This is a genomic window from Butyribacter sp. (genome assembly GCF_056818865.1).
Genome location: NZ_DBLYGC010000027.1, coordinates 1 through 24,727, shown reverse-complemented (window position 1 = coordinate 24,727; position 24,727 = coordinate 1). Strand labels below are relative to the sequence as shown.

Genomic DNA, 24,727 nt, shown 5'->3' with positions numbered 1-24,727 from the left:
AGATCCTCACCTGTTATCAATGAATCCAGTCCGTTATTACACTCTAATCGGTATTTACGGCTTTCTTAATCTTTTCGACAATCCTTACCGGCACAATAAATTCTTCCCTGATAACACTCCAAAACTCTCTTTTTTCTTCGGTAAATGTTTTTGTTTTCCATGCACTGTCTGTATTTATACTGTTTACAACGCCTGCAAGTCTTATAAAAAATACCATAAAGTTAAACAACGGAAGCATCGGTATAACATACCACTGTCTTGCATAATATCTTCTTATCTCTTTAAAATCCGACAAAAAGCCTATAGTTGTAAAATAATAACAGTAACCTATCAGTATATACAACAAAAAAATAAACAATGTCGAGTATACTATCGACTCAAACGAATACTTCATAAGCACAAGACATATCAGTGCAAGATACCATATTACCCTCGGAAAAGCAAAAGTGTGGTCATACATCAATGTTCTTATATTTACATCAGTAAATATCTTGAGTGGATTCATGCGCTTTTTCATAAACAAATGTGAAACTTCAAGACTTCCTCTCTGCCACCTCTGTCTCTGCGTATAAAGTTTATTCATATCCTCTATAGGGTCAACATAAAATATTGCATTTTCGCACATATATACCCTCTTCTTCTGAAGATATTTCATCTGAAATGTAATTTGTGTGTCTTCACATATCGTATCCGTATTATATAGCTGTGATTTTAAAACCGTAGATTTCCTAAATGCAGAAAACGCTCCTGATAACGTATATATAGCATTTAATTCAGAAGCATAATTTCTTCCAGCAAGAAATGCCTGAGCATACTCCATAAACTCCATTTTCCTGAGAAGTTTTGCAAAGAAACCTTTATATTCCTCTATCTGATCGGGCATTGTAAGTATTGCACCTGTCATACAGTCTATCGACAAATCCGATTCAAATTTGTCAACCATATTTGTCAATGCCTTTTTGTCAAGTATTCCGTCACTGTCAATGTGAATTATATATTTTCCGTCACTGTTAAACAGTGCAAGATTCAATGCTTTTGATTTGCCCTGCTTTGCATTTAGCCACTGCATCATCAATTGAGGGAACTTTTTCTGACATTCGGTAAATACCTTAAAACTATCATCCTGCCCTTGATTGTTCACCAAAAATATTCTTATCTTGTCATTTGGATAATCACTGTCATTTATTGAACTTATACATGCCTCGAGTGAATCCTGCGAATTATATACCGGTATAAGAAGTGATATTTCCGGATATATTATCGGCTTTTCATACTTAGGAGGTATAAGTCTCTTTTTCAAAAGAACTATAACACTTCCAACTGACGGAACAATCTCCATTAACACCGGAATGATTATCCATGCAGCCCAAAAAATAAACGAATTCATAAATCTACTTATTATTGACATATCCAAATCCCCCTACTTTCTGCCTTATTATCTGTGCCTTTGTAAACACATAAAAATACAGCATAACTGACAAAAAGTAGAAAAAAATCCTTCCTATCAACGCATGCGAAATATAATAATAATCTACTCCTTTAAAATGTATTATAAAACATATCAATGTTATCCTTAATGCATTAGCAAGAATAAGATACATTGAGCCGACACACCCTATAATTATTTTCTCATATTTTGTATATACACTGAAAAATATAAGAAGTGATAAAAATGCCGTAATCTCAATAATTCCTGAGCATTCAAAATCAATTTTAAGAGTAATTGAATCTTTTGCCGACTGTACAAAAATAATGCCATATTTATAATACGGCTCAAATACTCCTGTCATTTTTCCAATTATACCGGCAAGCGCCGCTACAATATTTGCCATAGGCTGTGTAAATACATCTTTAAAGCCAACAAAAACAAACACAAACAAACCTGCACTTCCCCAGAGGAAATGCCAGAATGGTAATTTTGCTTTTTTTGTCACATGAAGAATATACAGCCATACAATTATGGCTATCAAAAATATTATATATTTACTTATATTCATTCAATCAGCCTCACTACGCAGTTTTAACCACATTATTTACTTTACGTTTTCTGTATAAAAGTACGCCGGCTACCGTAAGACAACTGATGGCAACACCTGCCACCGGTCCTGTTGAAGTTCCTGCATAAGTAACCCACTCGTCACCTATATTTACATAATTAGCCTCTATTACTTTCATTTCATTTATATCGATGTCAAACTTCTTTGCAAGTTTCTTCATGTCAACTTCATATTCCATCTCATCATAAGTACTTCCTGCAGAAATTGTTATCTTTCCGTAATCAATAAATCCTTCATCAGAAACATTTTTATATGTAGTCCATGAACCTATATCGACAAGCGTAAACTCATGATTTCCTTCTGAAAGATTGGTAATCTTAGGATTCCAGTCTATCTTTCCCCCACTATCCACAGTTACAAATCTGAAAGAAATTGAAGTTTTGTCGTTACTGTTTGCTCTCAATGCAAATGGCGAAAACTCGTTTCTGCCATCTGTTGTCTTATGAAGAAATGACTTCACATGACCGTAGATATAACCATCTGACGCATACAATGCCGCCTCTGAATCATCACCGACACCACCCTGTGTTGAATATTCAATAGTAGTATGCGCATAATCGTCCCAGTCATCGAAAGAGCCATCATAGGCTATCCCGCTAAACTTATTGCTAATCGCACCATGTGACGAATCTTTATCTATATTTACAATATTACTCACAAGCGGACTTGATGAAAGATAATATCCAAAAGATAAACTCTCATTGTACTGCTTTACCGCAGATACAGGAACGGCAATTTCATACTGTCTGTTTGAATATTCTGCAGTTATACTGTTTCCACCCATCTTATTTTTAACATAATCACTTACACTGACTTCACATTTTCTATTGACCAGCTTAATGTCAAGAACCGTTCTTCTATCTGTATCCGTCTTTATCTCATATTTTCCACTCGCATAACTTCCCGATGAACCAGCCGCACCATCTGACGCATTTTCAGATTTTTCTTTCATATATATGTAAATATAATCCCCGTCAAACACGACAGCCGCTTTTGAAAGTCCGTTTCCGCTTTCTGAATTCTGCGATACATCATTCTTTGAAACCGCATTCCAATCTGAAAAGTTTCCATCGATTGTTATACCGCTGTACACATCATCTTTTTTAACTTCTTCATCTTTGGAATTTAAATCTGTAATATCGCTGCTTTCAACTTTCGTACCACAATATTCCAATGTGTAATTCTTGCCGCCAAAAAACGTCTGAGGTATTCTAAATTCTGTCTCGTATTTATCCTTTTCCTGACTTGGCTCTGACGCTTTATCAGCATCCCCAACACCATCTATATCACTGTAGGTGCCGTTTTTAATACTGCCCATATTGTATGAAAATCTTATTCCGTCACTCATTCCGTCATCATACTTTATCGTAAAACTCGTGTCTGTTATAGGCTGTCCATATTGATTTCCGCCATTTTGCTGCACATAAAAATATACATATTCGTCATCCTTTGCAACAGACCATTTAGATATTTTTGAATCCGAAGAGTCATACATTGTAATTCCGTCCCATTCTGAAGGATCTCCGTCGATTGTTATTGTTCTCGCTGCCAAAACACTTTTGTGTGGTACACAAATTGATGATGCGGCAATAAGTAATGCCATGCTTCCTGCAACAATTGTTTTCTTTAGTTGTCTCATAAAAACCTCTCCTAACAAATAACCTGATTAAGAACATATAAATTTTTAAAGTCGAATTTCTTTAACAGAAACCGCATATACCCTCAAAGGATTTTCGCCGATTTCTAACCTAATAAGTTTCCACCCGTTCTTGTCAAAAACCTTTACAAGCTTTCGCCAAAAAACCTCTCCCACATTTTCTATATTGGCATCACCTGCAAACTCTTCCAAAGAATTGAGATATTGATTCTGGTATATTTTAAGTGTTTCATTTACCATATCCTCCATATCAGAAAATTCTACAAAATTGCCGGCAGACGGCTCTGCAAATATCTCTCCCTCCAATACATGATTATGTTTGTGTTTTTCATTGTTATCGGCACTATGCGTTATACTAAGTCTATATTTAAGTTTATAATATTTCATACTGAAATCATAGAACAATTTTTTTTATTTTGCAATATCTAATATGAAAATACTATTTCCAAAAAATTACTTTAATCTATGATTTTTTCTTTGTCACATTGAGATAGACCTCCTCTTTTGTGTGAAATCCACTGTCAATAATAATACTGTCAAGATTGCTTTTAGTTACCATAACAGGTTTCAGTGAATAATAAGGTACAAGGCTTTTGCCGTTATCAATTTTTTTTGTAGCTATATAATCACTGCTTTTTTCGTCGTTTTCCTTTTTTTGCCCGCTGTCACCGGCTTTATAATATTTTTCTCCCTTTGCTATTTTTACCGCAAAATATGCAGCGGTTTTAGCCAGCTCTTCTACCTTTTTAAATTCAGTCATTTTCTGTGTTCCCTCAACGATACGCTGACATGCCAGCAAATCCGCATCCTGACCAATAAGTGCAACTTTTCCGGACAACCTGTTTTCAGAAAGCACTCTTGCAACCTCACTTGCCAAATCATCATTTCCGCACATTATGCCGTCTACATCCGGATATTTTTCTAAAGCCTTCTCCACATACTCCCCTGCTGCCTTTGCCGACCATCCCTTGCAATAATCTGAATATACAATGTCTATTCCTGCTTCGCTTATCTCCTGTTTAAATGCCTTCTCAACACGAATAACATTGTCATCTGCGCTTGAACCGTTTATCTCAAATATCTTCCCGCCATGTGGCAGTGCGTGCTTCATGGCTTTTCCCATATCTCTGCCTACAGTTTCATTGTCGAATGATATATAAAGGTCGGCATCAACATTTTTTATAAGTCTGTCATATGAAATCACACTTATTCCTTTATTTTTTGCTCTTTTTACTGCATCGGATATTGCTTCGCAGTCTACCGCTATTATAACAATCACGTCTACATTCTGGGAAATTAGATAATCTATCTGTGAAATCTGTTCTTTTACATCCCCGTTCGCATTTTGAACATTTACTTTTGCACCGAGTTCCTTAGCGGCAGTAACAAATGTGTCCCTTTCTCTTAACCATCTTTCTATTACAAATGAATCAAAACAAAGTCCTATATTTATACTTTTCTTTTTGTCTGCAACTTTTTTGGGAGCACTGTTATAACTGCATCCCGTCATCACCGATACAAGTAATATCGCAATTACCAGTATTAACACTGTCATTTTTTTTGCACAGCTAATGCGTTTAAATTTTCTTTTCATACCTTTTCTCCGTTATCCTCTGTACTCGCTTGGCGTTACATTTTCTTTCTTCTTAAATATCCTGCTAAAATAGTTCGGGTCACTGTAACCGCACATGGCACATACTTCTTTTATGCTGTATGTATTGTCTTCAAGCAGTTCTTTAGCATAGTCTATTCTTTTCTTCGTCAGATAATCAATAAAATTTACTCCTGCCTCTTCCTTAAATAACTTACTAAAATAATACGGACTTATATTTACAACTTTTGATACGTCATCCAGTGAAATATTTTTAGTATAATTTTCATCTATATAATCCATCGCTTTTGATATTACTGTTTCTGAACATTCCTCATGCTTAAATGCAATATTCTCACACACCAGACTTATCTTCGATATAAACCATTTTGAAAGTTCACTGTAATTTTTCATGGCAAGCACACTTGAAAGATAATCTTTTCTGTACCTGAAACCATAATCAAGTCCTCCTGCATTTACACCCATTGTTTCAGCACGCATAACAAGTTCGAGAACTTTTAACTTTATATCATCATCATACTGTCCAAATTTTTCGCACAGCATATCAAAAAATATTTTTGCCTGCTGTCCCGCCTGCATTGTATCTCCCTGTTCTATACAATTAAACATTCTTCTCTCAACATCTATAGGATAATCTTCATCTATTTTTCCGGCAAGCGGTAAATCATCTACATGTGCAACATGCGATTCTCCTTCATCCAGACAGCGTATGGCTTCAACATACGACTCTTTAACCTTATCCAGTTCTTTTGTGTGTCCTATTCCCGCCATAAATTTTGCATCTGTACTTTCCTCAAGTGCATAGACAAGATTTCTTGTTCTCTCTATTATTGAAATTCTCTCATCATAGTCAACACTTTCCCTATTGCTAAAAACTACAACAACTATCCTGTTAGACATCATAGAACCTATAATACAGCTGAAAGTATCTGATATTTTCTGTCTTATCTGGTCATACTCTTTTTGAAGCCTCATCCCTGTTCCGACAGGATTTGTCAAAACTCCGTTTTTGTAATCTTCACCGAATTGCAGCAATATTATGTAAGCATATTCCTCTTCAATATTCATTATCTCCTTGTAATATTCGTTTTCGGACTTGCTTCCATTCTGCAATAAAAGATTACTCACAAAACCATTTTCTATAATCGGTATAACCGTCTCTAATTTTTCTCTTATTCGTATATTATCTATTTTCTTTTTTCTCTTTTCCTCAACGCTTTTGATTGCTCTTGTAAGAACATCTATTATCGAAGCTTTTGATACGGGCTTTGACAAAAAATCAAAAACTCCTATACTTATCGCATCTTTAGCATAATCAAATTTATTGTAAGCCGTTATAACGATAAACTGTATATTCTTGTTTTTCTCTCTTATTTTCTGCATTGCTTCAATTCCGTTTAACCCGGGCATATGAATATCCATCAATGCAATATCAGGCTTTTCCTCCTCCGCAATCTCAACTGCAACCCTTCCTGTCTTTGCCGTAAACACTTCACATTCGTCACCAAAATTTGTTGCAATTATCGTTTTCATTGAATTGAGCATAAGCCCCTCATCATCTGCCAGCAAAATCCTTATCAAAATACCTCTTCCTCCTTTGGAATAATGATGGTCGCTGTAGTACCGCACATAGCACCATCACTGTCAATTTTAAATAAATTTTCTTTCTTATAGTATAACTCAAGCCTTTTATTTACATTTTCAAGACCGATACCTGTCGAGTCACTGTCACTTTGTTCCTCATTTTTTATATTTTCCATTATTTCCTGAACTTTTTCTCTCTCCATTCCCTCCCCATTATCCTGAACCTGTATTATTATATCGTCATCATTGTCAACTATATAAAGTGCAATTCTCTTTTCTCCCTCATTATTTCTGACACCATGATTTAACGCATTTTCAACAATAGGCTGCAGTATCATGCTCGGCACTCTTATTCTGATGTCCTCTATTCCAATGTGCTTTTCGTAATGTATCTCTCCGTCATACCTAACATTTATTATATATATATAATTATCAACCACCTCGATTTCCTCTTGTAAAGTCGCATCATCCTGCATTTTTTTCACGTTATACCTGAAAAAGTCTGCCATCTTCTGAACAAACACACTTGTCCTCTCAGCGTCCTCAAGCATTGCAAGCTGTGCACCCGCATTGAGACAGTTAAACAGGAAATGTGGATTTATCTGTGCCTGAAGATACTTTAATCTAGCATCTTTCAAATGATTTTCCATCAGAAGCTGTTGTTCCTTTAATTTTCGCTCTTCCTCCATTCTTTTTTTCACCTGATCAACGTAATGTCTAAGGCTTCTCACCATTGTATTAAATGCATTTGTTACAATTCCGACCTCATCCGTAAGTTCTGAATCTTTAAGCTCTGCCTCAAGATTTCCACTCGCTATCTCATCTGCCGTTCTTGCAAGTGATACCAATGGATTTATGATATTTCTCACAAACAGCAGAAGAACAGTCATCGACAAAATACATATTAAAGCAATAATAACTACACTGACTAACTCGGATAATTTTAATGAACCTAAAAGCACCATATAATTACTTGAATTTTCTTCAAACTGGCTTTCATTCAACAATGAAATATATTCTTTTATATAATTGTATATTTCCGTGCTTTTCTCGTAATAATCCTTGTACTTTTCAACATTTCGTCCTCTCTTTTCCTGAATTGTCATCTCTGACAATTTAAGATAAGTTTCCGACATTCCCTTGATATTCTTTTGAAGCATAAATATTTCATCATCCATATTTTTATCATTCAGATTTCCCAGCATATTCCTGTATTCATCTTCATAACGATAATAATTTTCCAGAGACTCTGCATTGCGTGTGTTCAAATATCCATACAAATTGTATTGTATATTTTGTATCGCAGTTGACAATTCACCCGTTGTAATATTTGATGAATATACATTGTTTATACTTTTTAAAGATACATTTATAAAATAAAACACTATCACAATCACTATGAATACAATTATGACCATTAGAGTATACAATGAAATCAATTTTGTTTTTATCGAACCCGAATATGCATTTTTTATCCACCTTTTCGTTCTCTTAAACATATGCTTCTCCTAATTTTTATTTACATCATCTTTTTTATAATATCCTAAAACACTTTTCTTTGATATCACATTCATATCCACACTTATATAATCACTTACATGTCCGGAAGCAATATAATCACAAAGTACCTGTATGCTGTTTTCACCAAGCTGCTTTGCATCAAGTTCTATTGTTTTCGATACAACTCCTTTCCTTATTGCTTTTAATGTAGAAGCAGATGAATAATAATTAATAATTTTTACACTTCCAACTCTGTTATAATCAATCGTAGCCTGACACAGACATTCTGATGCTGTCTCATTCAAGCTTACAACTATGTCAGGTAGAGTTGCCTTGTTTAAAAACAGATTTCTTATTCCCTCCTCAATATCAAAAGTTGTATTATTTTCAATGTAATACGGCTGCACATTTATATTTATTCTCGAGCCAATCCCCTGCAGCAGTGCGCTCTTAATCTGCCCGAATATTATTTCATTCCCGGCAGAATTCTTTTCCGTCAATATATACACTCTTCTTTTTCTTTTATCCATAAGACTGCTTATCTCTTTTGCATACACCTGCCCCATCTGGTATGTATTTATGCCAACAAATGAGACTCTTTTTGTATCCGGCGCATCATTTATAACCGTCACTACCGGCATTCCTAATTTTGTTGCCTTGTTTATAAGCATCTCTACTTCCCTGCTTCCATCCGGCTCAATAATTATTCCGTCAACTTTAGCTGCCATGCATATTTTCATGTAATCTGAAATTGTATAATCATCTGGAAGATTTTCTCCTATTTTTTCAACAAAAATGCCTTTTTTATCTGCATAGCGTTTTGCGTTTTCATAAACACTGTTCCAAAATTCTCCTGAAAAATCTTTTGCTATCATAGCAAAATGTTTACTGTATTCATCTGCACTTTCTTGATTTGTTTTCTTTCCGACATTCTTCTGTACATTCCAGATGTAGCCAAATCCAAAAACAAATATAAATAATGTAACTATTGATAAAACAATAATCGAACTTGTTTTTTTAGATTTATTTTCATTTTCTTTATTTTTCTTCACGGCTCTTTCCTCAAATACTCTTTTCTAAATATTGATGTTACTATAATTTAATCTAAAAAACAAGGAGACTTTCAAACCGAAAGTCTCCTTGCCAGTCACCGGTTACTGTTCACCTTATGGTATGACCGGTAACAATCACCGCACAATCTAAAAATTCATTTTAATACTCCTCATCACTATCCTTTTTTTCTTCACACTCTATATTTTCTTGTGCTTGAGATTTTGTCTTTTTCATAAGCCTTGTTGCGTAACAGATAACACCAATGGCTCCTGATGCAAGAACAACAGTGAAGATTATGGCAACCGGCCATGACATTGTATCGTCTCCATGAATTCTGTTGTTTAAAATTCCAAATGCCATATACCCGATATATGCTGCAACCAGATAATATATAATTGATTTTGTATTTACATTATTGCCTGTCATATCTCTTCACTCCTATTCTCATTACTATTTTGTATTATAATATTTTCTTTTAAACAAAAACCGGTACAATATCTCCATTATTCGTTATCCTGGCATCAAGCCTTTGTCATATTTTTGTTGTTAAACTTAATATCAAAGATAACTGCAATAAGAAGAACTGCTCCTTTTACTACATACTGCCAGTTCGAGTTAAGTCCTATTATAGACATGCCCTGATTGATAACTCCAAGAAGTATGGCACCGATAACGGCTCCGCCTACTGTTCCTGAACCACCGTATGCAGATGCACCACCGATGAAACATGCACCGATTGCATCCATCTCGTATGAACTTCCTGAATCACCGTTTACTGAACCTACTCTTGCTGCACAAAGCAAACCACAAAGACCTGCAAGTACTGCAACCTGAACATATGCTATAAAGAATACTTTGTTTGTATCGATACCTGAAAGTTTGGTAGCTTTCTCATTTCCACCTATTGCATAAAAATGACGACCAAGTGCTGTCTTACTTGTGATGAATGCATATAATACTACTACTGCAAGAAGCCAGAGAAGCATTACTGGAATACCTTTATACTGTGAAAGTTTGTAGCAGTACAACAATACACACACACTTATTACAGCCATCTTTATATATGTACCTAAAGCACTCTCAACGTGGTATCCTTTTTTCTGTTTTTTCTGTCTTCCGATAATTGTAAATGCAATATATCCTACAACTACAACCACTCCAACAATTATTGCTGAATATTTCTGTCCGTCATCAAGCCCTGGTACGTTTATGTATGATGTGAATACATCAAGGAATGATCTGTTCTGGATTGAAATTGTTTTACTGTCGAGAACTACACGACCAAGACCTCTGAATACGAACATACCTGCAAGTGTTGTGATAAATGGAGGTATTCTTGAATAACCTATCCAATATCCCTGCCATACACCAATCACTGCTGCAACTACAAGTCCGAGAAGTATTACCCCTATTGCTGGAATTGATGTTGTTGATAAAAGCTTTGCTGCAATGGCTCCAACAAGACATACAACAGAGCCAACAGATAAGTCGATGTTACCACCGGTCAATATACAAAGCAACATACCACAGGCAAGTATAACTACATATGCATTCTGCAAAAGCAGATTTGATAAGTTCTGGGCATATATCATTTTTCCGCCCGTCATTTGATTAAACAATACAAATACGATTAATAATACAAGTACCATCGTATATTTTACAAGAAAATCTTTTACTTTAGCGTTCATCTTTTTCTCCTTTCCATGGGTGCCAAGTCTCTATGCCTAACTCTTTTACTTCTGGTCATCTTTTAAAATGTTTGACATAATAAGTTCCTGAGTAGCTTCCGATGCTTCAAGTTCACCTACTATTTTTCCTTCATTCATAACATAAATTCTGTCGCACATTCCTAAAAGTTCAGGCATTTCTGATGAAATCATAATCACACTCTTACCCATCTCAACAAGCTTATTCATAATTCCATATATTTCATACTTTGCACCGACATCAATACCTCTTGTCGGCTCATCAAGAATAAGCACTTCAGGATCTGCAAACATCCATTTAGACAAGAGTACCTTCTGCTGATTTCCTCCTGACAGATTACCTACCGCCTGTTCTACCGACGGACACTTTGTATGCATCTTCTCTCTGTAATCCTCAGCAACCTTGCGCTCTTCATCCATATCTACAATTCCATGCTTACAAATCTTTTCGAGTTTCGCCATAGTCGTATTTTCTCTTATTGTCTGACTAAGCACAAGCCCGTTCTCTTTTCTGTCTTCAGTTACATAAGCAAGACCCGCTGCAATCGCAGCTTTTTCATTTTTCAGATGTACTTCCTTACCATTTATGAATAACTGACCCGTTATGTTTTTTCCATAACTCTTTCCGAATATACTTCTGGCAAGTTCCGTTCTTCCTGCTCCCTGAAGTCCTGCAAAACCGACAATCTCACCTTTATGTACATTGAAAGATACTTTCTTATCAACTATTTTTCCTTCAAATGTAGGATGGTAAACCGTCCAATCCTTCACCTCAAGTCCTAATTCTTTTGAAATATTATGTTCTCTTTCAGGGAAACGGTCTGTCATTTCACGACCAACCATTCCTTTAATGATACGTCCCTCATCAATGTTGTGGTCAGGATTTTCGATTGTCTCAATCGTTGAACCATCTCTTATAACCGTTATCCTGTCTGACACATAGGCAATTTCATTTAATTTATGTGAGATAATAATTGATGTAAGTCCTTTTTTCTTAAACTCAAGAAGCAAGTCAAGCAGCATCTGCGTATCTTCTTCATTTAATGATGAGGTAGGTTCATCCAAAATAAGAAGTTTTACATCTTTTGATAATGCTTTTGCAATTTCAACAAGCTGCTGTTTACCTGTTCCAATATCTTTAATGAGAATCTGAGCAGATTCCTTCAAGCCAACCTGAGCCATATGTTTCTCAGCCTCAGAATATGTCTCGTCCCAGTTTATTCCAAATTTACCCTTTTTTTCATTTCCAAGGAACATATTCTCACCTATACTCAGCATAGGAATAAGTGCAAGTTCCTGATGAATAATTACAATACCTTTTGCCTCACTGTCGTGAAGAGTATTAAATTTACAAACTTCCCCGTTATATATGATATCTCCTTCATAACTTCCATATGGATGAATACCACTTAAAACTTTCATCAGGGTAGATTTGCCAGCTCCGTTTTCTCCGCAAAGTGCATGAATCTCGCCGCGCTCTACTGCAAGATTGACATTATCCAATGCCTTTACACCCGGAAATTCCTTCACGATATTTTTCATTTCGAGAATATAATCAGCCAAATCAAAACCCTCCTTTTCTTTTTTTAGGGACTCACCAGGTTACGGGAGTCCCTCGTTTTCTTTCTATATCACTATTTCTGTTTACAACATATAAATCAATTACTCAATTGCCTGAAGGTATCCGTCTGAACCCTCTTTGTAATATCCTGTGTCAACAAGTTTCTCTTTGTAATTGTCTTTTGTGATTACTTCTGGTGTAAGAAGATATGATGGAATCTTTCCAGTTCCGTTATCATATGAATCTGTATCATACGAGCACTCGCAGTCAAATTCTTTTGTAAGTGACTCATCAGGTGTATTGCCATCAAGCACTGATTTTACAAGTTTAAGTGTTACTACTGCTTCGTTTGCAACTGCCTTGTAAACTGTCATTGCCTGTTTGCCGTCAAGAATATTTTTAAGGTTTGCAACGTCACCATCCTGTCCTGTGATAAGAGGTGTGTTCTTTCCTGCATAATCAGATTCGATTGCCTGTGTTACACCAAGTGCTGTTGAATCATTTGAGCAAAGTGCTATATCAAGCTGATTCTTTCCATCTGCATAATAAGATGAAAGAATATTCTGCATACGATTAAGGGCTTCATCTGTACTCCACTGAGGTGTTGCTACAGACTCAAAATCCTGCTGTTTTGAAACAATCTTAACTGTTCCATCATCGATATACTTTTTAAGTGTATCCATTGCTCCGTTGTAGAAGAATGTTGCATTGTTGTCTGCCGGGTCACCAGCTGTAACTTCCATGTTGTATTTTTTCTTTGAACCGTCAAGTTTTAATGTATCAATTATGTACTGTCCCTGTAACTGACCCACTTTGTAGTTATCAAATGATACATAGTATGAAATTGCATCTGTGTTCATGATAAGTCGGTCATAAGAAATAACCGGAATGTTCTGATCTTTTGCGTCTGCAAGTACAGTTGATAATGTATCACCGTCAATAGCAGCAACCACAAGAATGTCTACATTATCTGAAATCATATTCTGAATATCATTTACCTGCTGGTCTGTATCATTGTCAGAATATGTAATCTCAACATCATATCCATCTTTCTTAAACTGTTCCTCAAGATATGAACCGTCTCTGTTCCATCTTTCAAGAGATTTTGTTGGCATTGAGATACCGACTTTTTTCTTGCCTGAATCTGAGTTCTTATCTGAACTTGAATTGTTGTTTGCTGTTGGATCAGAGCCACACGCTGTCATAGATGCTACCATCGCTGCTACAAGTAATCCTGATAAAAATTTTTTTCTCATAATATTCATCCTCCTCTATATATAATATGAAAATAAGTTTAGAAAAAACATTTCGTAATGTTCTTATCTGTTGTTAATAATATATCACAAACCATTTAGCATTATTTTTCATATTTCTATACATTTTTACTAAGTTTCAGACTTAAACCAAAAAATGATAGCACTTTTTTACCTTATATTGTAAAAATTTGCTATCATTTTTTTGTTGTTCATTATTTTACGGCTATTTTATTATTTTTTTGTTTAAAACATGAGCTCCTGCTGTGTCACCTGAATCTGCGTTGCAATCATTGTATCGGATTCTTCTCCCCTGGTATGCTCTCCCTTCAGATACTGCATTCCATTTCTAAGACTTGCTGCAACCAGATTAAGCACATATATATTGTCAAATCTGTCATAGATTGAATCCCCGCCAAGACCCGAAAGACAGATAAGCTGGGTATTTGTCTTTTTTGCCATATCCATAAGCGGCTTTAAGAGATGTGACGCATTGGTCTGTGCAAAAGGATTATCCATAACAAGCACTTTTCCTTCATTATAATTTGTAAACACATCCGATACATCTTTTCTCATGTAGTATAAAAGACTTGAAAGAACAATGAACGCAGATAAAAATCCTTCACCGCCTGAATTTTTTGCAACATCTGACCATGAAATCTCCCTGCCTTTTTGTTCCTCTATCTTATAAAGCCTTATGCGCACATTTCCGGTGCCAATCACCGAATCATAAAGATACTTTGTATTAATATAAAGACTTATAACTTCCTCAGGATTTTCATTATTTTCAAGTGCCGTTACGGTTTTCGCCGTAACTTCATCGAGAATATCCTTAACTTTCAAATGATACATCTCTTCATTTGAATACCATTCAGGAATTGTTATTTTAAGCATTTTTTTATCTTTCCCGTGAACTTTAATAGTTGAATTTCCATCTATCCTGCCAAGATCCTCATGCACATCCCTGACATACTCCTCCAAAAGTTCAACTATTCTTGCACTTTCCTTTTCCACCATATCCACATCTACTTCAAGTTTTTCTATTATTCCTTCATATGAAGAGACAAATATATCAAGCTGCTTTAAAAAGTTCACCGCATTGTCGGTAATCGACATCAATACTTCTATGGACTTTTGGAAAAATTCATCCCTGAAAATATTTTTTCTCGCCATATCGTTAAGCAGTCTTGTAATAACAGCACTCTGCTTTCTCTCACTCTCAAGAATTTCTTTGTAATCCCTTATCATAATTCCTCTGAATGTATCTATTTCTTTTACGGATTTTCCTGCAAAGTCTGATTTTGTTATTCCGCTTTCTGTGTCTTCTGCTTTCAGTTCACTGTATTCTGCCAGCGCAGTCAGGTTATTCCTGTAACCTGCACAAAGATTTAATACACCTTCTAAATCCGATTTGTTATCTCTTATTTCATTTTGAATCAAAATAATCCTGTCTTTAAAATTTGTATTGGTTATCTTCTTTTTACTAACTGGCTCTTTTTTCTCACATATTCTGTACAAATCATTGTACGCATGTTCCATATCTGACTGCTTTTTGGCAATTTCCATGTTAACTTTATTCAATTTTTCATTATAAAGCTGAATCTGCATATTTCCGGAAGAAATGCGTTCATCAAGTTCATTTTTTTCTTCCCTGTCATACTTTACTTTTTCTACATCCGCAATTTCCAAATTATGCTTTTTCAACAACTCATCAAGTTCCTGTCTGCTTTGGGCAAACTGCCTGCTCACACTGTTATACTGCTCATTTAACAGCTTTATCTCATTTGAATAATCGTTTATCAGTGCATTGTATTCAGCTTCTTTTGATATTCTCATTTCTTCGTCTAGAAGATTATATGTTTCTACATTCTCCTTAATTTCTGCCTCAAAGATTTTGAAATACTCATATTTTTCCTGAAAAGATTTTTTTTCCTGTCGCATTTTCATCTCGTTTCTCTCGTCCGATTTGATATTTTCGACAAGATTTTCAAGCTTTTCGTTGATAATACCCAGTTTGTTATCTATATCTTCATTCTTTTTCTCAAGTTTTATCTTCTCATGTTTTGCTTCACAATATTCATTGTAGTTCTCATTAAGAATTTCAAAATCCTGCAGTCTCAAATCAGCCAGACTCTTATTCCTGTTTAAATCAGTTATCTTCTGGTTAATATTTTCGTTATTCTTTATTATGTCTCTTTTCAGATTTTCAAGTTCTTCTATCTGATTTTGTGCATCATTTATCTCTTTTTCATATGTCATTATCATATTTGCACTAAGCTCAATACTGTCTTTTTCTAATGACTGTTTCTTTATGCATTCACATTTAGAAAAATATTCACCGTATTCAATGTCTCGTCTCTTTATATTTTCCTGAATCTTTGTAATCTTTTCCTTTTTCTGCCAGATAATATCACCACGCTTCTTCGTGTCAAGCAATTCGTCACGAAACATCAGATAAAAACTTACTTTGTCAAGTTCTATTGTACCTATACCGCTCTCTATAAAGCCATCTTCAAGTTCCTCTCTCTTAACAATCGGAATAGGGGTTGACGTAAATATCTTTTTATTATCCTGTGCGAGTCTATCAAAATCTGCACCGGATAATATTATCGAATACGGAATAAACGGATTATTTTCAACAATTTTTTTATTTTCCTGCAAACTTCTTCCATTGTTTGAAAGCCATTCCATGCCATATATAATCTCAATTTCAAGTGTTGAGAGATAATCCGAAAATTCCTTTGACACCTCCAGCAGACGTCCGTTTTCAAGCAGCTTGACCTCTGCTCCAATCTGCTCACATTCTCTCTCCAAAATCCGCTTTGCAGCATTTATCTCTTTAAGCTTTCTTTCTGCATTTTCAATAATAACTGTTTTGTTATATACTTCACTTTCATCCACAAGAAAATACTTCATTATATCCTGTCTTGTTTTAAGCTGTAATTCAAAATCTGCCAATCTTTCTTTTTCAGCCGCAAGACTGCTCTTTTTTTCTATAATTACTTCTCTGAAATCGTCCTGATTTCTTCCATATCTTACATAATCTTCATCATTTTTTGTCTTTTCATGCTTTAACGCCGCTATATCCTTTTTCATAGCCGCTATTTCTTTTTCATACTCTTCTCCTTTAAGTTCTAAAACACCTGCCTCATATATGCCAAGAATATTTCTCAAAAGATTTTCGTTGTATTTTTTGTTAAACTGTTCTTCCAAAACAGCATAATTTGATACCTTTGCCTGACACTTGCCAATCTGCAATGAGTTTGCATCTTTTTGTTTAAAGCACTCTGACTTGCTTATATTATATTCTTTCTCCTGCTCCTCATGTTTAACGATAGAACCTTTTATTTCTGCAATTTCGCTGTCACAATTTGAAAGTGCCTTAAAATAATGTTTAAACAGCATTTTTCCCAATTCTTTTCTCGCAGGTTCTTTTTCTTTCTCATTCTTATTTGACACTTCAATACGGCTCTCAAGCTTTTTGCACTCTGAGAAAGCATTGTTCTTTGCCTCGTTTTGCTTTGCACAAAGTAGTATATCCCTGCTTTTTTCAAGTTTCTCTTTTTCTTTTACTACCTGCTCTTTTTCGAGAGTAAGCTGCTCATATTCATGTGCCAGTTTATTTTTCTTTTCTTCAATAGAATAGATACTGTATGATATTTCTTCATATCTTATATCAGCAATCTGTTTCTGCTTATTTTTTATTTCTTCATCGAGATAATTTTTTCTCTCGTCAGTCTCTTTAAGAAGTTCATCCAAAATCGTGATGAACCCTGCTATATCACTTTCCTTTGACTGTCTTTGTTTCGTATAATCCAAAAATTCATCTGCATAATTTTTAATACCCGATGCTTCCTTTAAAAATTCTTTTAAATTTTCCATCCGGTGGATATTTGTCTGATTGTCTTTATACTGTTTAGCATACTTTTTGATAATATTCTCAAACTCCGAAATGCGGTTTCCTTCCTTGTTAAGTTTGCTCTCAACAGCTTCTAAAAACCACTTTTCAACAAGACCTTTTTCATCACGACAGTCTGAAAACAAATCTGAAAGTCCCGACTCTTTCAAATTTATTTTTTTTATAATAGTTTCCCATTCTTTGTAATTTATCTGGTACTGTTTTAATTTTTCAAAATACATCCTCGACTGTGCAGGCATATCCATATCATAATAATTAAAGTGCATGCCGTCTTCTTTTTTTATGTTTTCAAATATCTTCCTGCATGTCCCCCAATTTTTTAAGGTCATGCCCGCATCTGTCTCATTTATAATAGGAATATGATATATATCATTTTCGCATCTGTCTTTATATTCATATATAAAGTTTATCATTTCTAGTTCATCATGTGCTTCTCCCTCCGAGATTTCCTGATTTTTTCTTACCATCATTCCCGTGAGGACATATCCCGCATCCCCGTCAAGAACCCACTCAACCATAATAAACGTCGGTCTGTTTGTCGTAAAATAACTTTCAAATTTTCTGTCTTTTGTGTCCCTGTATCTCTTATGTACAAACGGTGCCGTCATCATCTGTACTAAAACTGTCTTTCCACCGCCGTTTCTCAATGACATAAGCGTACTTTCACCATTAAAATTGAAAGCTTCATCACTTATCTTAATCGAATTATTATTATAATTTAAGTTCACAATACGAAGCGTGTTTATTTTACTCACTTTTTTCCTCCTCATCAATAATGCCAAGAACTTTAAGAACCCTCGTATAATTATTCTGATTCAACAGGTTCCAATCCATAAAACTGTCCAGCTTTTTTGTTGTATTTATCATGTCATCTCTCTCTATATACTCGATAAGCCCCTGTTCCTGCAGAAAAAGCAATATCCTGTGAACAAATCCCTCTTTTGTAGTTTTAGTTTTTCTTCCCTTTTCGTCGCTTCTAAGCGCAGTATAAGATTCAAGCATATTTGAAAATGCCAATCCCGTTTTTTCTTCTTCATCCTCAGTCATATTATTTCCGGCTTCCAAAAGTCTGTCAGAGACAAGATTTATAAGCTCTCCGACTTTTATGTATTCCCTTGATTTACTGCTGCTGCCCTGCGCGTCATAAAATTCCGTAAGCATTGTAAGAATCACAAACTGCGACAAATAATAATCTTTATCCGTTGCACCTGATTTACACAATTTCGCTTTCAATTCCTGCTTTGAGAACCCAAGAACATCATTATCTTCATACGGAATAAGATATATGACGCTTCCATATCTTTCAACCGTACACTCTGCAATATCTCCCTGATTCTTTACAAGAGTCATAATTCTGGGATTTTGCGTATATCCGTCAAACAATTCTTTGTTGTCTTCCTCCCTTATTTCATGTTTTGAAATAAGAGTATAAAATATTTCCTGACTTATTCTTACTTCTTCCGCCTCGTATGCCATAATTACTCCATTCCTTTTTCAAATTTAAACACTACATTTGAACAATATATGTTGCGTCTGTCACCAAATTCATTGTATATATCCTTAAAGCAGACTACCTGTCCATCTTCACACTTTCTTATTGTTACTTTCTTAATTCCATCTGCTTTTCTCTCATCCGCAATTTTCAAAAGCATTTCATTCAACTGAAAACTGTAACTTTCATCCGCAACTATATTTTTTCTCTCTTTCCTCAAATCATCAATATCTATGCTGCCCGCTTTTATAAATTCAACCATTATCTCCTTAAAAATTTCAGCATTCGGAATAAATGTCTTTTTCTGTTTCTCCGTCATATCACACATTGCGGCAAGTTCCAGATTCCCGCCATTTTCTTCTGCTTTATCTACAAGATACTCCATACTTGATTTATATTTTTTCAGCTTTTTTTTGAGTCTTTTTTCTTTCTGCTCCTCATAGTCCATAATATCAAAATCAAGCTGTTCTTCCTCATTCTCATCATTTTTCTCTCTGAGTGGTTTTTGATACTGAATACATTTGTTCAGATTATAAATTTTCTTTGGATTATTTCTAAACAATGGATTTAAAAACATGTTTACATTTATCAGATTACCCGGATGTTCAATAATTTTATCATACAAATCATTTCTAAGTGAAAATCTCTTTATCAATGTCATCTTAGACATCTGTTCCAACTCATTAGAATACAAATCCTTCAAATCAAAATGTTTGTTTAGTATTTTCTGATGTTCGTCTATAGACCGGCTCAAATATCTTTCAATCTCCTGAAGATTTTGAAGTTTTTCCAAATCCTCATCATTCAGTGCTTTAATATTTATATTTTCATCCTCTAACTCTTTTACCCTGTTTCTTACTATTCTTCTATACTCCATGAATTTATGCTTAGTATCACTTATTGTCGACATATTTTCATTTAGTATCTGCTCATAGTCCTCAACCGAGTAATTTAATGCATTTCTCCTAATACGGTCCATTGCCTCCTGAATTTTCTGAAGCTGTATTCTAAGCATATTAAAGATATTTTTTACTTCATCGAGAGCCTGGTCATATGTAGCACGCTCCAAATGCATTTTGAAAATCATCTCATGTATCGTAAGTTTAAGATTATTTTCAACTTCCAGTGTTGATAATACAAGATTATAGCCATTATCTGTAAGTTTATAACTTGTTCTTTTTATTTCTCCGTCTATATATACCACTTCGTTAGATAAATAACTTATATTTTTCTTTTTGTATTCACGTTCATCAAAATCAAAGCAGTCAAAATACATCGCACGACCTTCATCACACAAAACAACATTTATAATAAACTCAGCAAGTTCACCGCTCTTCTCATATGACAATCCCTTTTTTAAGTATCTGTTGCAGATATCATCAACAAATACAGATATATCATCAATCGTGCATGGCTGCTCTCTGAGTGAATATTCCATAATAAATAGAAGAACAGAATATATAATATTTACCTGTTCATCCATACTTTCAAAACCATACTGTTTCCATGTTGTTTTCTGCCAGCTGTTCTTTATCAGTGTTGAATACATTCCAACACTTTTCATTCTTTTTGAAAATTGTTTTAAAAAATCATATTCCATTTTTATGAAACTTCTCCCTCAATTTGTATTAAAAACTTGGTTCTCCCATTCCTTGTGCACCCTCACGGAATGTTTTTTATATTATTAGGAAACGACAAGTTTCCTAATAATATAAAAAACGCCTAAAAAATTTTTCAGGCGTTTTATAATAGTGGAGCTGCGGGGAGTCGAACCCCGGTCCGAACCCAGATTCAATGTACTTCTACTGTTATAGTCAGTGATTTAACATTCCCTCCGGCTGACGCCCACTAACAAGCTGCAGCTTTTGGTAGCTTCATAAATGTTCTAATGTCTCAAAGCTTTGACATTAGAGGGTCCCACAAGGTTGACACCGGTAATCCTCATCGTGGGTTATGAGGACCGATGAGCTGCAACTAGGCAGCTAATGCAAAATTATCTTCTGCGTTTAAATTTAAGTCGAACTTTTTACGTGGTGTCCGACCACGAACAGCTTCTCCATCTTCAGTGAGCCCGTCGAAACCAGTACAACCCCGTTGTACTGAGCTGCCCTGTAAGCAACTGCTTTAGTAAAAATCATTTTACTATATCAACAAATATCTGTCAAGATGCATTCCCGAACCATTCCAAAAAATTTTATTCATTTGCAAATTGCAAGCAGTCTGCAATCTTTTTTATACAATACAAAGAGTCGCAAGCGACTATTATATAGCAACAGCATATAATAGCCACTTTCCTGATTTTTATTTAATGTAACAAACAAATTATCAAAACAGACACCTATATATGTATGTCTATTCTATTATTTAAATTTAGCAACTTTGAATTTTCTTATAAGTCCATCAAGGTTTGCCGCCTGACTTCTCATTTGCTGACTTGCCGCTGCACATTCCTGTGCCGTTGCTAAATTATTCTGAACATTATTGTTAATTTGTTCAACACCTTCGTTAATCTGTTCAAATGAATCATTTTGGGCACTGAGTGCCTGTGCAACTTCATTTACTTCACTTGTTATTAAGTTTGAACCGCTAACCACATTCTCAAGCTGCTCTGCTGTATCATCAACTATCACAATACCCTTTTCAACAGCTTTTACAGATGTCTCAACAAGCTGCGATGACTCTTTTGCTGCTTCTGAACTCTGTGCTGCAAGCACAGACACCTGATCTGCGACAACAGCAAAACCTTTTCCTGCCTCACCTGCTCTTGCTGCTTCTATAGATGCATTTAATGCAAGTAAGTTTGTCTGAGCTGAAATATCATTTATTGTTGCTATAATTTTTCCAATTTCCTTTGATGCATCACTTATTTCATTCATTGACTGAACCATTTCCTGCATCTTTTCATTTCCTATAACAATCTCTCCACCGAGATTTTTTACTTTATCACTTATCTCCTCCGCATTGCGGGCATTCTGAGCTACCTGCTCTGATATTGATGTAATCGTTGCTGTAAGTTCTTCTGTTACGGCTGCCTGTTCTGTAGAACTCTGTGCAAGTCCCATCGAACTTTCTGATACCTGTTCTGAACCGTTTGCAACCTCATCTGCAACTTGCTGTATACCCTTAACAGTCGATGACATGCTCTCTTCAAATGCTATAAATGAATCTCTGATTCCCTTAAAGTCGCCTTTCCACTCTACCTGTGGTTTTACTGCAAAGTTACCTTTTGAAAATTCATCCATTGAATTTGATATATCATCAACATATGAAGCAAGTATTGAAACTGACTTTCTAAGGTCATGTGCGAGTTCACCAATCTTATCTTTTGCATGATAATCAATCTCGCAGTGAAGATTTCCTGCTGCAATTTCTTTAGTAACCTTTTCTATAGCTATAAGCGGCTCGATTATAGCCTGAACAATCTTTGCACCAAGCATCTTTGAGAAAAATATCGCAAAACCAACAAATGCTACTATAATAACGATGCCAACTCCATACACGATTGTGGTGCTGTTAAGCATTCCTCCTGCCTCACCCACATTCTTTCTTACATCTCTGAATAACAGACTAAGAACTATGATGGATAAAATACCTGACACAACCATCAACTTAATAACAAAGTTATAGCCATAATTAATTTTGTGTCGCACGTTTAAATTTTCAAGTTTCTTTTCAAACACAATAATCACTCCTATTCACATATTTCTTAATTTCTTCTTTGAGAAATTATTATATACTTAATGACAGGGAATAATCAATAAAAAATGCGAAACTTGTCAATAATATTGCGAATACAGCTCATTATAAATATATTTTCACAAAAAAAATCCCCGAAACAGACTTCAGGGATTTTTGATTATTTTCATTATTGTTAAAACACTTTTTATAACTGAGTTGTTACAAAAATATCATATATTGCTTTGATAGCAGCTTCAAAATCGTTGTCACTGACACCGATAATAATATTAAGCTCTGATGAACCCTGGTCAATCATCTTTACATTGACATTTGCATGAGCAAGAGCTGAGAATATACGTCCTGCAGTACCTCTTGTCGACTTCATTCCACGACCTACAACAGCGATAAGTGCAAGGTCAGCTTCGATTTCAATGCTGTCCGGATGTGCATTTCTGTTGATTGCTGAGATAACTGCCTGCTCTTTTTCTGCAAATTCAGGCTCGTGAACAAATACTGTCATAGTATCTATACCTGAAGGCATATGCTCAAAGTTTATGCCGTTTTCCTCAAATGCGCTGAGCACTTTTCTTCCAAATCCAACCTCGGCATTCATCATGTCTTTATCGATATTTACAGATACAAATCCTTTCTTTCCTGCGATACCTGTAATTGTATATGCAGGATGATGGCATGTACTTTCAACAATCCATGTTCCCTCATCATCAGGAGCATTTGTATTTCTGATATTTATAGGAATACCTGCTTTTCTAACCGGGAATACCGCATCTTCATGAAGAACGCTTGCTCCCATGTATGAAAGCTCTCTGAGCTCTCTGTATGTTATAACCTTGATAGGCTTTGGATTGTCTATAATTCTTGGATCTGCAATAAGAAATCCTGATACATCAGTCCAGTTTTCATATGCTGTAGCATGAACTGCCTTTGAAACAAGTGAACCGGTAACATCTGAGCCACCTCTTGAAAATGTTTTTACTACTCCGCCTAATGTAGCACCGTAAAATCCCGGCACAACAGCATTTTCAACTTTTGAAAGACGTTCCTGCAAAAGCTTATCAGTTGTATCCGCATCAAACGAACCGTCTTCATTAAATATAATAACTTCAGCAGAATCAACAAACTCATATCCAAGATAATTTGCCATTATTATTCCGTTTAAGAACTCACCTCTTGATGCTGCATACTGTGAACCTGCTTTCTTCTTAAAGTTTTCTGCAATTGTATCAAACTCTTTGTCAAGAGAAAGTGTCATATGAAGCCCGTTTATGATAGACTCATATCTTTCTTTAATTTTCTTGAGTTCTTTAGTAAAATCCTTTTCCGCCTCAGCAAGATCGTAACATGCATAAAGCATATCAGTAACTTTTGTATCTTTTGAATTTCTCTTGCCCGGTGCACTTGGCACAACAAATTTTCTTTCAGGATCAGCTTTGATAATGTTTCCAACTTTCGCAAACTGAGTTGCGCTTGCCAAAGAACTTCCACCAAATTTTACTACCTTAATCATTTTTGTCTCCTCACATATTCTTTATTTCTAATAGGCGTTTGCGAAACGCCACACGCCGCATAAATACGACATTTTTTTGTTACTAAATATAAAAATCTCCTCACGGTTTGTGGTATAATGGAGTTGTTCA

Annotated in this window: 17 protein-coding genes and 1 other RNA gene; all 18 read right to left on the bottom strand. The window is 35.1% G+C overall.

Annotated elements, in window-relative coordinates:
• Window positions 1–43 precede the first annotated feature (43 nt).
• The 18 genes from ACZLXV_RS11590 to ACZLXV_RS11505 all read right to left on the bottom strand — a co-directional run bounded on the left by ACZLXV_RS11590 (window position 44) and on the right by ACZLXV_RS11505 (window position 24,597).
• Window positions 44–1,408: a TIGR03111 family XrtG-associated glycosyltransferase gene (locus tag ACZLXV_RS11590; RefSeq protein WP_367335016.1), complete on the bottom strand. Its 1,365-nt coding sequence runs from the start codon at window positions 1,406–1,408 to the stop codon at window positions 44–46.
• Window positions 1,392–1,997 carry an exosortase family protein XrtG gene (gene xrtG, locus ACZLXV_RS11585; RefSeq protein WP_482383537.1) on the bottom strand — a complete coding sequence of 202 codons (606 nt, stop codon included), beginning with the start codon at window positions 1,995–1,997 and terminating at the stop codon, window positions 1,392–1,394. Before xrtG ends, ACZLXV_RS11590 begins: the two co-directional genes overlap by 17 nt.
• Before the next feature lie 13 nt (window positions 1,998–2,010).
• A complete protein-coding gene (locus tag ACZLXV_RS11580; protein ID WP_482383536.1) occupies window positions 2,011–3,696 on the bottom strand; it encodes a Firmicu-CTERM sorting domain-containing protein in 1,686 nt (561 codons plus the stop codon).
• Between the two features lie 45 nt (window positions 3,697–3,741).
• A complete protein-coding gene (locus ACZLXV_RS11575; protein ID WP_482383535.1) occupies window positions 3,742–4,101 on the bottom strand; it encodes a 6-carboxytetrahydropterin synthase in 360 nt (119 codons plus the stop codon).
• A gap of 76 nt (window positions 4,102–4,177) precedes the next feature.
• Window positions 4,178–5,308, bottom strand: a complete 1,131-nt coding sequence (locus ACZLXV_RS11570) for a sugar ABC transporter substrate-binding protein (RefSeq protein ID WP_482383534.1) — start codon at window positions 5,306–5,308, stop codon at window positions 4,178–4,180.
• A 12-nt stretch (window positions 5,309–5,320) separates the two neighbouring features.
• Window positions 5,321–6,907, bottom strand: coding sequence for a response regulator (locus tag ACZLXV_RS11565; RefSeq protein WP_482383533.1), 1,587 nt, complete (start codon window positions 6,905–6,907; stop codon window positions 5,321–5,323).
• Window positions 6,904–8,409, bottom strand: a complete 1,506-nt coding sequence (locus tag ACZLXV_RS11560) for a sensor histidine kinase (protein WP_482383532.1) — start codon at window positions 8,407–8,409, stop codon at window positions 6,904–6,906. Before ACZLXV_RS11560 ends, ACZLXV_RS11565 begins: the two co-directional genes overlap by 4 nt.
• Window positions 8,410–8,418: 9 nt before the next feature.
• Complete coding sequence (locus ACZLXV_RS11555) at window positions 8,419–9,462, bottom strand: sugar ABC transporter substrate-binding protein (protein ID WP_482383531.1); 1,044 nt, start codon at window positions 9,460–9,462, stop codon at window positions 8,419–8,421.
• Between the two features lie 160 nt (window positions 9,463–9,622).
• On the bottom strand, window positions 9,623–9,889 hold the full coding sequence (locus ACZLXV_RS11550; protein WP_022223645.1) for a hypothetical protein: 267 nt from the start codon (window positions 9,887–9,889) through the stop codon (window positions 9,623–9,625).
• Between the two features lie 95 nt (window positions 9,890–9,984).
• Window positions 9,985–11,151 (bottom strand): ABC transporter permease subunit, encoded by a 1,167-nt coding sequence (locus tag ACZLXV_RS11545; protein WP_022223646.1) that lies wholly within the window; start codon window positions 11,149–11,151, stop codon window positions 9,985–9,987.
• Window positions 11,152–11,196: 45 nt separating this feature from the next.
• Complete coding sequence (gene mmsA / locus ACZLXV_RS11540) at window positions 11,197–12,732, bottom strand: multiple monosaccharide ABC transporter ATP-binding protein (RefSeq protein ID WP_022223647.1); 1,536 nt, start codon at window positions 12,730–12,732, stop codon at window positions 11,197–11,199.
• A 99-nt stretch (window positions 12,733–12,831) separates the two neighbouring features.
• A complete protein-coding gene (locus tag ACZLXV_RS11535; protein ID WP_482383530.1) occupies window positions 12,832–13,986 on the bottom strand; it encodes a substrate-binding domain-containing protein in 1,155 nt (384 codons plus the stop codon).
• 243 nt (window positions 13,987–14,229) lie between these two features.
• On the bottom strand, window positions 14,230–18,657 hold the full coding sequence (locus ACZLXV_RS11530; RefSeq protein WP_482383529.1) for a coiled-coil domain-containing protein: 4,428 nt from the start codon (window positions 18,655–18,657) through the stop codon (window positions 14,230–14,232).
• On the bottom strand, window positions 18,650–19,378 hold the full coding sequence (locus tag ACZLXV_RS11525) for a DUF6063 family protein (RefSeq protein WP_482383528.1): 729 nt from the start codon (window positions 19,376–19,378) through the stop codon (window positions 18,650–18,652). The genes ACZLXV_RS11530 and ACZLXV_RS11525 overlap by 8 nt, the downstream gene beginning before the upstream one ends.
• A 2-nt stretch (window positions 19,379–19,380) precedes the next feature.
• Complete coding sequence (locus ACZLXV_RS11520; RefSeq protein ID WP_482383527.1) at window positions 19,381–20,994, bottom strand: hypothetical protein; 1,614 nt, start codon at window positions 20,992–20,994, stop codon at window positions 19,381–19,383.
• Window positions 20,995–21,143: 149 nt separating this feature from the next.
• Window positions 21,144–21,487, bottom strand: a transfer-messenger RNA (tmRNA) gene (gene ssrA, locus ACZLXV_RS11515).
• Between the two features lie 267 nt (window positions 21,488–21,754).
• Window positions 21,755–23,074 carry a methyl-accepting chemotaxis protein gene (locus tag ACZLXV_RS11510; protein ID WP_482383526.1) on the bottom strand — a complete coding sequence of 440 codons (1,320 nt, stop codon included), beginning with the start codon at window positions 23,072–23,074 and terminating at the stop codon, window positions 21,755–21,757.
• A 203-nt stretch (window positions 23,075–23,277) separates the two neighbouring features.
• Window positions 23,278–24,597 carry an aspartate kinase gene (locus ACZLXV_RS11505; RefSeq protein ID WP_482383525.1) on the bottom strand — a complete coding sequence of 440 codons (1,320 nt, stop codon included), beginning with the start codon at window positions 24,595–24,597 and terminating at the stop codon, window positions 23,278–23,280.
• Between the last annotated feature and the right edge of the window lie 130 nt (window positions 24,598–24,727).